This is a genomic window from Veillonellaceae bacterium (assembly GCA_025992895.1).
Taxonomy (GTDB): domain Bacteria; phylum Bacillota; class Negativicutes; order Veillonellales; family Dialisteraceae; genus Dialister.
This window is the reverse complement of sequence record DAJPGA010000001.1, coordinates 769,956-783,421: the sequence shown is the minus strand read 5'-3', so window position 1 is coordinate 783,421 and position 13,466 is coordinate 769,956. Positions and strand designations below refer to the sequence as shown.

Annotated in this window: 14 protein-coding genes; 5 read left to right on the top strand and 9 right to left on the bottom strand. The window is 49.5% G+C overall.

Going from position 1 to position 13,466, the window contains the following annotated elements; translation table 11 throughout:
* Positions 1-31: 31 nt before the first annotated feature.
* The 4 genes from OIM03_03235 to OIM03_03220 all read right to left on the bottom strand — a co-directional run bounded on the left by OIM03_03235 (position 32) and on the right by OIM03_03220 (position 3,606).
* Positions 32-1,387, bottom strand: coding sequence for a sodium-dependent transporter (locus tag OIM03_03235; protein ID HJI73289.1), 1,356 nt, complete (start codon positions 1,385-1,387; stop codon positions 32-34).
* A gap of 817 nt (positions 1,388-2,204) precedes the next feature.
* Entirely contained in the window at positions 2,205-3,107 is a 903-nt protein-coding gene (locus OIM03_03230) for an RluA family pseudouridine synthase (protein ID HJI73288.1), read from the bottom strand.
* 12 nt (positions 3,108-3,119) lie between these two features.
* Entirely contained in the window at positions 3,120-3,362 is a 243-nt protein-coding gene (locus OIM03_03225; protein HJI73287.1) for a hypothetical protein, read from the bottom strand.
* Positions 3,363-3,378: 16 nt separating this feature from the next.
* Entirely contained in the window at positions 3,379-3,606 is a 228-nt protein-coding gene (locus tag OIM03_03220; protein ID HJI73286.1) for a hypothetical protein, read from the bottom strand.
* Positions 3,607-3,907: 301 nt separating this feature from the next.
* On the opposite strand from OIM03_03220, the gene OIM03_03215 reads away from it, so the two are divergent.
* From OIM03_03215 to OIM03_03205, 3 genes are all read left to right on the top strand, one after another.
* The gene (locus OIM03_03215; GenBank protein HJI73285.1) at positions 3,908-4,555 is read left to right on the top strand and encodes a hypothetical protein; all 648 of its coding nucleotides are present in this window, start codon (positions 3,908-3,910) and stop codon (positions 4,553-4,555) included.
* 406 nt (positions 4,556-4,961) lie between these two features.
* Complete coding sequence (locus OIM03_03210; GenBank protein HJI73284.1) at positions 4,962-5,609, top strand: hypothetical protein; 648 nt, start codon at positions 4,962-4,964, stop codon at positions 5,607-5,609.
* Between the two features lie 180 nt (positions 5,610-5,789).
* Positions 5,790-6,551, top strand: coding sequence for a hypothetical protein (locus tag OIM03_03205; protein HJI73283.1), 762 nt, complete (start codon positions 5,790-5,792; stop codon positions 6,549-6,551).
* Positions 6,552-6,766: 215 nt separating this feature from the next.
* On the opposite strand, the gene OIM03_03200 is transcribed toward OIM03_03205, so the two are convergent.
* From OIM03_03200 to OIM03_03190, 3 genes are all read right to left on the bottom strand, one after another.
* A complete protein-coding gene (locus OIM03_03200; protein HJI73282.1) occupies positions 6,767-7,309 on the bottom strand; it encodes a flavin reductase in 543 nt (180 codons plus the stop codon).
* A gap of 427 nt (positions 7,310-7,736) precedes the next feature.
* Positions 7,737-8,402, bottom strand: coding sequence for a VWA domain-containing protein (locus OIM03_03195; protein HJI73281.1), 666 nt, complete (start codon positions 8,400-8,402; stop codon positions 7,737-7,739).
* 117 nt (positions 8,403-8,519) lie between these two features.
* Positions 8,520-9,485 carry a macro domain-containing protein gene (locus tag OIM03_03190; GenBank protein HJI73280.1) on the bottom strand — a complete coding sequence of 322 codons (966 nt, stop codon included), beginning with the start codon at positions 9,483-9,485 and terminating at the stop codon, positions 8,520-8,522.
* A gap of 326 nt (positions 9,486-9,811) precedes the next feature.
* Here OIM03_03190 and OIM03_03185 point away from each other — a divergent pair, with 326 nt between their 5' ends.
* Both OIM03_03185 and OIM03_03180 read left to right on the top strand, forming a co-directional pair.
* On the top strand, positions 9,812-10,444 hold the full coding sequence (locus OIM03_03185; protein HJI73279.1) for a helix-turn-helix domain-containing protein: 633 nt from the start codon (positions 9,812-9,814) through the stop codon (positions 10,442-10,444).
* Between the two features lie 61 nt (positions 10,445-10,505).
* The gene (locus OIM03_03180) at positions 10,506-11,381 is read left to right on the top strand and encodes an IS3 family transposase (protein HJI73278.1); all 876 of its coding nucleotides are present in this window, start codon (positions 10,506-10,508) and stop codon (positions 11,379-11,381) included.
* 179 nt (positions 11,382-11,560) lie between these two features.
* Here the strand turns inward: OIM03_03180 and OIM03_03175 are convergent, their stop codons facing one another.
* Positions 11,561-12,505 carry a hypothetical protein gene (locus OIM03_03175; GenBank protein ID HJI73277.1) on the bottom strand — a complete coding sequence of 315 codons (945 nt, stop codon included), beginning with the start codon at positions 12,503-12,505 and terminating at the stop codon, positions 11,561-11,563.
* Positions 12,502-13,464, bottom strand: coding sequence for a hypothetical protein (locus tag OIM03_03170; protein ID HJI73276.1), 963 nt, complete (start codon positions 13,462-13,464; stop codon positions 12,502-12,504). The genes OIM03_03175 and OIM03_03170 overlap by 4 nt, the downstream gene beginning before the upstream one ends.
* Positions 13,465-13,466: the final 2 nt, after the last annotated feature.

The window sequence follows — 13,466 nt, the reverse complement described above, 5'->3', positions numbered from 1 at the left end:
TTGCCGCAATGGCTTCCCGCGGAAAGGAAGCTTACATAAGGCCTCTGATCAGGATGACCAGGATCAGAAGCGGCAGGATGAACTGGAAATATGGTTTGATCCAGAGCGGCATTTTCAGTCCGCTGCCTTTATTGACTTCGGCGATGTAGTTGTCAAAGCCCCATCCGAATTTCGTCACGCAGAAGAGCAGGTAGACGAGCGCGCCGCCCGGAAGGAGCAGGTTGCTGACGATGAAGTCTTCGCTGTCAAGGACGTCTCTGGCTCCGATGATGTGGACGTCGCTCCAGATGTTGTATCCCAGTACACAGGGGATGGACAGAACGAATACGACGACGAGATTCACGAGAACAGCTTTCTTTCTTGACCATCCGAAGTTGTCTCTCGCGCATGCAATGAGGTTCTCGAAGACCGCGGTGACGGTGGAGAAGCTGGCAAATGTCATGAAGACGAAGAAAAGTGTGCCCCAGAGCTGGCCGAAGGACATGTTCTGGAATATGCGCGGAAGTGTGATGAAAATAAGCGACGGGCCTTCGTCCGGATGCACGTTGTAGGCAAAGCATGCCGGGAAAATGATGAGGCCGGAGAGGACAGCGACGAATGTATCGAGCGCTGTGATCCTGACTGCCTCACCCGTCAGTGTGAAGTCGTCTGACATGTAGCTGCCGAAGATTTCAATGGCAGCGATGCCGAGGGACAATGTAAAGAATGCCTGGTTCATCGCAGCGGCTGCCACGTTTCCAATTCCTGCTTCGACCGCCCTGTTCCAGTCCGGAAGAAGGTAGAAAGCAAGTCCGGGTTCGCCGCCTTTGAGTGAAACGCTGTGCGCAGCAAGGACGACGATGAGAACCAGGAGGCAGAGCATCATGACTTTCGTGATGCGTTCGACGCCGTTATGCAGGCCAAGACCGCAGACGCCGAAGCCGCCAAGAACGGTGATTGCCATGAAGATTCCCATTTCCATAGGAGATGCCAGAAGCTGCGTGAATACGCCGCTGACGGCTTCCGTCGGGACACTGGCAAATGTGCCTGTCAGGAATTTCCAGAAATAGGCTACCATCCATCCGGATACTGTCGTGTAGTACATCATGAGAAGCAGACAGCCAAGAATACAGAACCAGCCGTGAATATGCCATTTCTGCCCGGGTTTTTCCAATTTCTTATAGCCCTGGACGGCGCTCCCGCGGGATGCACGGCCGACGGCAAGCTCCATCGTCATGACGGGAATGCCCATCAGTAAAAGAAACATCAGGTAAAACAATACAAAAACAGCGCCTCCGTATTCCCCGGTCACATACGGGAATTTCCAGACATTCCCGATGCCGATGGCACAGCCTGCGCTGACAAGTAAAAATCCCAACCGGGATTTGAAACTATCTCGATTTTCCATCTCCTGCTCCTGCCTTCCTACCATTTTTTCAGCTGCCCCTTCCAGACAGCCTTAAAAAGACTTTCCCCCTATCATATATCAATAGACGCTATTGGGCAAGTGTTTGGAAAAGAGAAGCAAGAAAAAAGGAGCCATGAAATGAGTGATACGCATTTCATGACTCCTTTTAATGACTATATTACATGCCGAACGGCTCTCTTCCGCAGCCTGGGATCTGATAAATTCCATGGCTGGTACGGAACAGGAAGAAATCAAAAGTCCTCTTTCCCCATCCGGAAAGAAGTGAAATCCAATGAAAGGACATCATGACCGCCTCCATCTCGCTGTCGAACTACGTTTACAATAATGAACACTTTGTTTCATACATATAGTACCACTGGAAAAATAATAAAGCTATCATCACTTTCGAATGGATATATTTTATGGGATATGTCGAATAAAGTGTGCGGGAAATTATTTTGGGATCGGGTTTGGAGGAGGAAAACCGGACAAGCTTTTTTAGAAAATGAACCCCTTTCGGCGCGTGCGCGCCACTTTCCCCTGACGGGGACAGCTAAACCTCGCTGCGCTCACAATAAAAAGGACTGTGACAAAATAGTTAATCATTTCGCCATAGTCCCTTTGTCTCTTTAATATTTATTTAATGGATTGACTGACATTGATGAACCGGATTAGCTGAATAATGAAAACCATACAACCAGCCTTCGGCTGAGGAAATCAACCCTATCCACCGCGTTCCGCGGTCCCCCTTCCCCGTCTGGGAAGGCGAGTCAGCAGTTGACCGAATTTCCACAGTTTTCTTTCCTTTATATATACATTAATAATGCACGCCGGAGAAGTATTTGTGGACGAAGGCTACTTTCGGGAGGCGGATGGTTTTGCCGGAGAGGTAGGACAGGATGCCGCCTTCTTCGGTGAAGTCAAAGGAGAGCTGGTAGGCGCAGAGGAGCTGGCCTCTTTCTTTGTATTCTTTGTTCAGGGCCTTGGATCCGTATTTGTCGTCGCCCAGGATCGGGTGGCCGATGTGGGCGAGCTGGGTGCGGATCTGGTGGGTTCTTCCTGTAATGAGGTGGCACTTCACGAGGGTAAGGTCCCCTGTGGCTGCCATTCTTTCGTACTCGGTGATGGCTGTCTTGGAGCCTTTTATGCGTTCTTCGGAGACGAAGACTTTGTTCTGTTTGGCGTCTTTGAAGAGCTGATGCTCGAGGCGGCCTTTGCTGTTTTGTACTCTTCCTGTGACGACGGCAAGGTAGGTCTTCCCTATCTTCCTGTCACGGATGAGGCCTTCCAGAACATTGGCAGCGGGCCTGTTCTTGGCGAAGAGGAGGATGCCTTCTGTGTGGAAGTCGATGCGGTGGACCGGGATGGCCGGCGCTTCGCCTTTTCCTTCGAGGTACTTATTGACTCTTGTAAGAAGGGTGTCCTTTTCTTTTCCTTCGGGATCAAGTGACAGGAGCCCGGCGGGTTTCACGGCCGCCAGAATGTTTTCGTCTTCGTACAGGATGACGGATTCTGTATTTTTCTTTTCTTCCAGTACATAGGAAACGACATCATCTCCCCTTGAGAGGCGGAAGGATGCGTCTTCTTTCTTTCCGTTGACTTTCAGCTTCTTGGTGCGGATGGCTTTCATGACAAGGGATCTTGGCCAGTGTTTCTTGTCCTGCATGAACTGGTCCAGCCGTTTTCCTTCGTCCCTGGGGCCGATCTTGAATGTTTCCATGCCTTTCCTTTCTTAGTGGACGGTCGGCAGATTGAAAGCGAGCTCGGGCTGCGGGTGGGCCGCATTCGTTTCGGCGAAATCTTTCAATGCGTTGACGACTTCATTTTCATGTTCTCCTGCGAAGTCAAAAGCGCCGCAGAATGCCTGGGAGTAGGCTGTAATGACGGAACGGCGGAGCGTTTCGTCGATGGATAATGTCACTTTGCCGTCTGCGTTCACGCGGATCTGGACGGCTGCTTCTTTCATATCACTCATGCTTAACCTCTATTTTTTATTGGATGCGGGAGCCTTTTTCAAGGTCTTCCCTTCTGTATTCATCAGCGAGAACCTGAAGGAATGCGGAAATGTCTCTTTCATGGGACGGATCGATGTTTTCGGCGCGGCAAAGGGCAGCGGCAAGGATTCCTGCTGTTTCTTCGCGGCTTGCAGTCGACCGTATGATGAGGTCTTTTCCCTCATGGCTTTCTATCTCGATGAAATGGCTTTTCGTATTTTCCATAGATTTCTCCTTATCTGTTCTATGCTACACGAAAAAGGGCCTCCTGTAAATCCTTCCCATTCATTCAATTTATCAACATATTTTATTAACCTATAACAATAATAGCAAAATATTATAGGATTTATTCATTTGTTATATTTCAACTATTTATACATAAAAGTTATAATATAATTAGAAAAAAGAATAATTGATTGCTTATGAATATTCTCTTACCCTGTCTTCAAATGCCATAAGCCGCAAGCCGATGGATTATATAATTGGGTTCCGCTTTTCGGAAGCGGGAAGGAAGGAGGTTTTTCAAGTGACGATTCATGATTATCTTGAACTCGAAGGTCTGGGCATGATGACAAGAGCCCTTAGAGCATTCGGACAGAACTCCGGATGCAGCCTTCGGTATGAGTGGAAGAAGGCAAGAAAGAAAGCGGAGGAGGTCTATCTCCTGAAAACCGCCAATGGCGATATTGACACTTTCCACTGGGAGTACATGATTTACAGGATCCATACAGCAGGCAACATGGTACGTGACTGCGAAGGCATGGATCCGTCTTACAAGAATTCCATCCTGAAAGGACTTAACAACCTGACAGAAGATATGCCGATGTACCTGAAGACGATTGCTCTGAAGAAAGCACTGAATGGCTGCTTCCTCACACTGGGGAGGAGCAGTGACATCCTGACAAAGGAGCATGTCCTCACCCGTCTGAATGAACTCCGTGCTATGGAAATGAAGTATTCCGGCAATCCGGTCCGCGCATGCGTAGCGGATGTAGCCAGAGCTTCGGACATGGAAGTCACAGACAGGCTTCTTGATTACTTTGAAGAAGAAACTAATGGTTTCGCTGCCGATATTGCAGCAAGGCTCACGGAGCTCACGCCTGAACGTGTCAGCCAGGAAGCCGATGCTGAAGATGATTTCAAGGGAAGCAACAGCAGCGATATGTACGCATAAAATCCACACGGCGGCAAAAGCAATTAAATAATCCACCTTTAAGAAGGACTGTGACCATGCAAAAGCATCGGTTCACGGTCCTTTTGCATGGGATGAATGCTGTGCGCAGATTTGAAGGAAACGGGCCGGGAAATCCCGTTTCCTCAGGAAGACATCCATATGGTACGGAGTCTTTCCTGTCTCAAGAATAATGAAAATTTGTTATAAGCTATATGTAATTACTTTATTTTTATTATACGTTACTCAGACTTATAATAGAATTAGGAAAAGGAATGATTCAGGCACACCGGTGAACCACCTGGCATTCTTCATCCGGATTACATTTCAACGGCTTATCCGCTTCGTTCATACTTTACATAATTTGGTTCCGCTTCACGATGAAACGGGCAGAAAGGAGACGGTTCAAATGACAGTCAATAGTTATCTGGAATTCGTAGGTTCGGGCATGATGATGACGGCCCTGAAGGCGTTTGGAAGGAACACGGGCTGCAGCCTGCGTTATGAGTGGAAGAAGGCCAGGGAAGAGGCCGGCGGAATCGGCTCCAAGGGACCGGCCAAAGGCGAAGTCGATACCTTCTACTGGGAGTACATGATCTACAGGCTCCATGTGGCAGGAAATGTGATCCGTGACTGCGAAGGCATGGTTCCTTCCTACAAGAAATCCATCCTGAAAGGCCTGCATGACCTGATGGATGATATGCCGATGTACCTCAAGGCAATCGCCCTCCGGAAAGCGCTCAATGGCTGCTTCCTCACTCTGGGCAGGAGCTCCGTCATTCTGACAAGGGAGCACGTCCTCACCCGCCTGAATGAGCTCCGCGCTGTGGAGACGAAGTGCTCCGGCGATCCGGTCCGCGCCTGCATCGAGAATGTCGCAAAAGCTTCCGGCATGGAAGTCACCGAAGGACTCCTTGATTACTTCTATGATGAAACGCACGGGTTTGCGGCGGCGGTAGCAGCCAGGATGATGGAACTCACTCCTGAGCGCGTATACATGGAAGCCAATGCAGAGAAGAAATTCGAAGGCGGCGGCGGAAGCGACATATATGCTTGACAAGGTTCCTTCATAATTCAATATAAACGGGAGAAAAGCCATGGGCCTGTGCCTGTGGCTTTTCTCTTTTTGATTCCCTCACTCTTCCTTTGGCTCTTTACTATGCAAGTGAAGGCTTCCCCTGTCCAAAGTACATGCGGCATAGTACAATAAGGTAACTGACGGGAAGGAGGGATTCCCATGGACAGAAGGATGTACTACAGAAGTGCAGGGCTGTCGGCAGCGCGGCGCGCTTTCTATTCTTATACGGCACAGCCACGTGGAAGCTACGGGCTTCCGCTGATTTTCCTGAAGATGCTCAAGGCGCAGAAGGTCATCACGTTCGAAGAAGACAAGGAACGGTGGCGTTCGTTTCTCTGCGATTACATTGTCTTCCGCCTTTACATTGCCAAGTATGTCCTGAAATCGTATGCCAGGGATTACAGCCCTCTCACCGAGCTTTACGCAGGTTTCAAGGATGCAGAGAAGGACTGGCCCGGATTTATCCGGTCTTCTTCCGATCCGGGCTGGGAAGCGGCAGGGATTTCCTTCCTGCCAAAAGATCTTTCTTCATATACGGAAAAGGAAATGGACAATCACCATGAATTCTTCGACAGGATTGCCAAGGAGGCCGAGTCGAAGACGCAGGACGGCGGCCATGCGCTGAAGGGCCTTGTCTCGGAAAGTCTCACGGCAATTTCCAAGAAGAATCACCTCCCCCTCCTGACGCCTGTCTTCTGGTTCTTTGAGAAGGAAACGGCCGCGTATGCGCAGTACCTTTCTTCTTACTACCGGGGACTGATTCCGGATTCCTATTATGAAACGGTGAAGGCGCATCCCTACCGTCTGCCGAAGAAGGAACCGGATCCTTACACGCAGGGCTTCCGCCTCGCAGGATTCATCCTGCTTTTCATCGCGGTCATCACCGCCTTCCTTCTGGCGGCGCCGGGAATGCATACGTAAAAAGAGCTGCAGCGAAATAATCATTCATTTCGCTGCAGCCTTTTGTGCTGGTATATTTGATTAGAAAATTATTTAACATAAGTCCAACTGTATTGTCTGAAAACCATACAACCGGACTTCGTCCGTGGAAATTAACCCTATCCACCGCGTCCCGCGGTCCCCCTTCCCCGTCTGGAAAGGCAAGGCTTCATCTCCACAGCTCTTTTATTGTTCAATTATTCATTTCCAGTGACTGTCTTGATTTCTCCTACGAAGACGATGTGCGGTTCCCATTCGCCTTTTTCATTCAGCGGGAAGGACTGCGGTCTTCCTTTGTAGTATTTCTGGATGTCCGGAGCCAGGTCTTCCTTGGTAAACATGTGCTGGTAGATCTTCCTGCAGACGAAGGAAACTTTCGCTTCCTTGAAGCCAAGTCCGCCTTCGGGAAGTTCTACGGGCGTGAGGCCGGCTGCCTTTGCCTTGTCTTCGTTTCTGCCGGTATGGGAGCCCATGTAGCCCAAAGCCCTTTGGTATTCCTTTTCAAAGAAGCTGACGGTAAAGGTGTCTCTTTCCTTCAGCATTTCGCAGGTATAGCGGGACGGATGGAGGTAGACGGTGATCGTCTTGCCGCTCTTCCCCCGCCTTTCCCAGAGAATGCCGAAGCTTCCCCAGCTGACGGTGCATGCGTTGTGCTTTTCCATAGTTCCTGTGGAAACCAGTGCCCAGTGCTTGCTGAACAGTTCAAATACAGGATCGTTTTCAAGTGATGTTTTATCCATATCTTTCACCCCTCTCCATATTTCTATTGTAAAACTAATAGCAAGGAAAAAGGGGCTGTGACGAAATGTGTAATCATTTCGCCACAGCCCCCTTCGTGCCGGTATATTCGAGAAGAAGATACTGACACAAGTACATTTATGGTGTTTAAAACCATACAACCAGCCTGACGGCTGATGAAATCAACCCTATCAACACTTTTTAGAAACTGCACCCCTTTCGGCCATTATGAAAATTCTACAATCATTTCTGTGATTTCACATGCAATCATTGGTATAATGGCCACTTCCCCCGAAGGAGGCAGCTTCGCAAGGAATAAAGGAAAGAGCTCAGCTCTTATTTGTTTGAAACCTTATGTAACCCCATCCCATACGCCCTTCCCCGTCTGGGAAGACGAGTTAGCATTTCATCGGATTCTTCCAACTCTTCTTACTTTTTTGCTCTGGGTTTCCTTCCGCCGCGTCTGGCAGCGTCTTCACGGATCCTTTTGAGGGATTCTTTCGGAGCGCATCCGCAGGTGCGGAACTGGGCGACGGCATCGCTCATGGCTGTGTAATTCAGCCTGGTACCTTCTCTGTCAGCGAGGTAGTCGGCGGCGTTCTCTGCATCGATGCCATACTGGGCAGCTGTTTCGACGGCGTCCATGTTCGCGCCGAGGAAGACGAATTCCCATCCTTTTTCCTTTTCGGCTTCGATCATGGATTTCACTTTCTTCGTGGTGTACTCCCGGCTGGCGTTTTCCATGCCGTCGGTGATGATGACGAACATGACTTTTCCTGCGCGGTATTCTTCTGCTGTCGTTTCCTGCACGTGTTCGATCTTGGAAATGGTCCTCCCCACTGCATCAAGGAGGGCTGTCGATCCCCGGACGTAGTAATCTTTTTCTGTGAGGGGTGATACGGCCTGGATATTGATCCTGTCGTGAAGCAGTTCATAGTCATGGTCGAAGAGAACGGTCGTCAGGTTGCATTTCCCTTCCACTTTCTTCTGCTTTTCGAGGAGAGAATTGAAGCCTCCGATCGTATCGCTTTCAAGGCCTCCCATCGATCCGCTTCTGTCCAGGATGAATACGAGTTCAGTTAAGTTCTTGTCCATTTTAGGTTCCTCCTTCAATCACTTGGAATTTCGTGTATCTCTTGTCCTTCCTCTTTCTATTTAAAGGATACATCGAAACGGAGGAACCGTGGTCGCCCGGAAAGCGACATCTAAGGCTCAGCCGCCCAGAAGGGGCTGGTCGTAATGGAAGAGAACTTCATTGATTTCATCGATGTCATACTGCCCTTTGATGATGAAGTACTGCACGATGACATCAAATTTCCTGCTCGGCGAGAAGGCATAGCCCGCCTTTGCAAGGAGGTCTTCGGCCTCGTCAAGGTCAAGCTCAAGAGCAATGGCAAGCGCAAGGATGGCCGGTTTCTTAGGTGTATAGCCCTTCCCCGTTCGTATTTTGGAGAAATGGCGGCGGTCAATGTTTGCTTTCTTGTACACTTCTGTATCTGTCATGCCCTTATCGTCGATCAGGCGGAGAAGCGCTTCATTGAATGGCTCATCCAGATGATGCACCCAATGATCGAGCCCGGCTGGCATTTTTAAAGCTTTCGGAACAGCTCTTTCCGGCATGGCGTCGTAGAGAACCGGCACACTTTCGTACGCGCCTTCTGCCATGTACTCTTCCACATCGCGGACAAGGTACTCTTCAGGGACGAACGCTGATTTGTCCGGGAAAGCGAGATAGACGTCCATTTCGTGATCTTCCAGGAAATGGCGGATCGCCCAGACGGCAAGAGAAAGTGCTTCGTCCTTGGGATACCCGTAAATGCCGGCAGATATCAGAGGAAATGCCAGGCTCTTTAATCGGTGCTCTGCGGCAAGGGCAAGTGCGCTTTGATATGTCTTCGTCAGAAGAAGCGCTGATTCGGCCGGTTCTTTTTCCTGATACACAGGTCCTGCCGCATGGATGACATGTCCGGCAGGAAGGGCAAAACCGTCTGTCATCACTGCTTCGCCTGTCCTGATGGGAGAAAGCTTCTGGCAGGCTTCCGTCATCTTTTCCTCGCCTGCTGCGCGGAAAATGGCACCGCAAACGCCGGAGCCCATCAGGAGCTCCGTATTCGCCGCATTGACGATCGCATCTACCTTCATCTTCGTGATATCTTCTTTGACAAATAAAAGCGGCATACCGCCATCCCCATCCTGTCCTTTTTGTTTCATTATAGCATGAGGGGATGGAAACTATATTGAAAAAGGGGGGCTGTGACAAAATGGTTAATCATTTTGCCACAGTCCCTTTTTCTATTGGAATATTCCATTAAAGGATTATCTAACAAATGTATTTATTGATTCGATCTGAAAACCTAAAAACCTCGCTTCGCTCGAGAACTACATCTCATTCCCCGGCTTCGCCGGGACCTTTGGTATGATTCAACAAGAAAGACAGAATAATATCATAAATATATTAGGAGGTCATTCTTATGCCATGTAAAACCAAAGCGTCCCCGGAGGAAATGTTAGACCAGATTGCTTCATATCTCTATCAGGGTGTTACGATTACCCAGGCAGCTGAAAATCTTCATATGAGCCGCATAACATTCAGGAAATGGGTCCTCCGGTATAAAGAGGAGGGCTTTAAGGGATTGCGGCCCAGGCAGCATTTGTCTTACTACTCCAATCAGATGAAGATCCAGGCCGTAAAGGAATATCTTAAAGGCGGTGTTTCCATGCTTTCCGTCTGTGCCAAATACAGAATTTCCGGCACACTCTCCCTTAAAACATGGATTGAGGCGTATAATGAGCATAAGTTGACAGACCTCGTTTCTGAAGGAGGAGATCTTATGGGCAAACGCCAGCAATCGGTCAAGGAAGAGCGAGTCAGAATCGTTCAGGAGTGCATCGCCAGTGGATGCGATTATAACAAGATAGCCAAGAAGTACAACATGTCCTACCAAACGCTCTACACATGGGTAAAAAAGTTCAAGGAAATGGGCGAAGTTGGTCTTGAGGATTACAGAGGAAAGCCGATCAGGCTCCAAACGCCCCGGACCGAAGAAGAACAGCTGCGTCAGGAGAATGCCAGACTTCTTGAAGAACAGAAGGATCTTATAGCAGAGATTGCCCTGCTAAAAAAAAGATGGAGATAGAGGAAAGGTTGCGTTCCTCGAAGGATTCAGCCTTACTCACCTTCTCAGAGATTTTAAAGCCATAAAAGAAGTCCATGAAGAAACCAACATCTCCATAGAAAGTCTCTGCCGACTCTCAAAGGTCTCCCGGGCAGCTTATTACGGATGGCTGAATCATATTAAGAGCGGCCGTGAACTGCTGAGAGAAAAGGTCGCACAGGAGGTCATGAAAACCCATCAGGAATATCCGGATATGGGATACCGCCGGATTAACGATTGGATCAAGAAGGATGACAACATCAATATAAATGTAAGCGACAGTCTGGTTCTTCGTATCATGCGGATACTTAATATTAAGTCCGTGATCAAGTACAAGACCGATGGTTGCACTCGTAACGCAAAGGATCCAAAGTACATTTTTGAAAACCTGCTGAACCGTGACTTTGATGCCGGCGTGTCCAATGCAAGATGGATGACGGATGTCACTGAATTCAAGTACACAACTGCTGATGGAGTTTTGCACAAGTTATATTTAAGCGCGATTATTGACGGCCATGATCGCCGGATTGTCTCTTATGTCATCGGCGACAGGAACAATACTGCACTGGCTTTTGAGACAATGGAAAAGGCACTTAAAGAGAATCCTGGAGAACATCCAATGATTCATACCGACCGCGGATTCCAGTATACAAGCAACGGATTCCATAAGATTGTTGAAAAAGCAGGACTGGTTCACAGCATGTCCCGTGTAGGCTGCTGTGCAGACAACGGTCTGATGGAAGGGTTCTGGGGAATGCTGAAGCGCGAACGTTACTACACACGTAAATTCACCAGCCGTAAAGCAGTGGTAAGCATGATCAACGGCTACATCTACTTCTACAACAACAAACGCATTCAGCGCAAATTACATCTTTTAGCTCCAATGGAAGTATTCAACGCAGCTCCAATGGCTGCATGATTAAGATTAAAGTACGATTAGATTTTTTATGATATTTATTTGTCTGTATTAACAAATCCGCACCACCTTCTCCTTCGGAGCAAGGTTAACACCCTTAAACCTCGCTTCGCTCGAGAAAAGAAAAAAGCAGCGTTTTAACGGATTTTGTCACAGCCCCCTTTTAAACATCGATTCACTTTTCAGTCTGTTTTGGGAGCCGTTTCCGGGTTCCTTACTGTTGCGTTGTCCCATGCGGGGTTCCTCAGGATTTCGGGATCTTTTCCTGTGAAGACTTTTTTGGCGTAGATGTCGTCATCGAGCTGCCATCTGAGCCAGGCGGTGATGTAGGCGTCGGCGGCTGTCTGGATGTCGAGGTGGTCTGCGTCTTTTCTTCTTCCCATGGCGGCTGTCTTCGACTGGATTTTGCTGTAGTTTTCTTTCATTTCATCGAGCGGTGTGATGAGTTTCCTGTCAAGGATGCCTGTGCCGGCTGCCATGAAGACGGGGATGGTGACTTTGGACGGATCGTAGATCCAAACGGGCAGGTGGAGTTTTTCTCCGATGGATTCTGTGACGCCTGAGACGGTAACCATGGTCTTGAATTTATCGCCGTCTTTCCCTTCGAGTGTATTGTAGGCACCGGCGCCTCCCTGGGAGTAGCCGACGATGCCGATTTCCTTTTCATCGATCTGGTGATAAAGAGGGCTCCTGGAATCCTGATTGGCCGCAAGGGCCTGATCGAGTGTCCATTCGGCAGAGAAGCCCGGCGCTGTCTGCGCGTCTGTATTTCCTGCCACGACGAAGCCCCAGGAGGCGAGGTGCCTGAAAATGGGTTCGTCCTTGTCGCAGGAGCCGCCTGTGCCATTCAGCGTGATGACAAGGGGCCGCGGCCTTTCGCGCCCTGCCTGCTGCACGGGATACCAGACTTTGTACTTGTAATTTCCATATTTTGCTTCGCCGTCAGAGAGGACGACGGATTTCACCTGATATGGGCCGTGCCAGCGATAGCGCTGCTCGATTTTCCCCGGGTCGTTGTACTTCATGGTGTAATCGGGGTCGATTTCGTAGGCCGCCATGGCAGGCGTGAGATAGAGTGAAGCGGCGAGACAAATGCCCGCCGCCAGAATTTTCTTTATATGTTTCATTCGTTTCCTTCCAGGGGAATTCCCTTGATGCTTTTATCTGTCCAGCCTGCATTCTTCATGAATTCTCCGTCTTTATCAAAGATGGAGGCGGCTTTTTCATCGCCTGTAAGGATCATGCGGAACCATGCTGTCATGTAAGCGTCGGCGCGTGTCATGACGCGGAGATGGTCCTCGCCTTTCATGCGTCCGATGACGGCCGGTCCTTTTGCGGCCTGATAAATGCCTTCCATGTCTTCCTTCGGAGAAAGGATGCTGTTTTCGATGCCGTCTCCGCCTGAGGCGATGAATACGGGAATCGTAAGCAGGGACGGGTCGTATGACCATGCTGCTGCTTTTGCTTTCTCAATGAAGGGAAGCGTCATGGGGCTTGCCAGGTACAGCGCGCTGTAATGGTCCTTGTTCTTGGAGATGGTCGCCTGACGGATGGCACCGGCGCCTCCCTGGAAGTAGCCGATGCTTCCGATGTGGTCAAGATCGATGCGGTCATGGAAAATACTTCCCTGCTTTTCGTTTTCGGAGAGCATTTTCTCAAGCGTTTTCGCCGCTGTTTCGCCGCTTCCTGAGTTCAGTGCGTCGTTTCCGGCTGCTATGAAGCCCCAGGAGGCAAGGTGCTGGAGAATCACGGTAAAAGAGGTGCAGGGGAATTCCATGCCATTGGAAATGATGAGAAGCGGGTATTTCTTCCCTTCTTCCATGGATGCAGGGTACCAGACGTGAATGTTCTGGACGCCTTTGGGATCGGTATTTCCTGTCTTAAAGATTTTCTCTTCGACTTTTTCAGGACCGTCCGCCGCATATTCCATTTCGAGGGCGCCGCGGTTTCTGCTGCCGCGTCCATAGCCCGGATGCACCGGGGTCTTCATTTCATTGGCATAGGCGTAGTCGCAGAAGAGCGCAGCCGATGCGCGTCCGGAGACGAGCTTGACGGCGCGCGCGGTGAATTTCTTGAAAATATCCATAG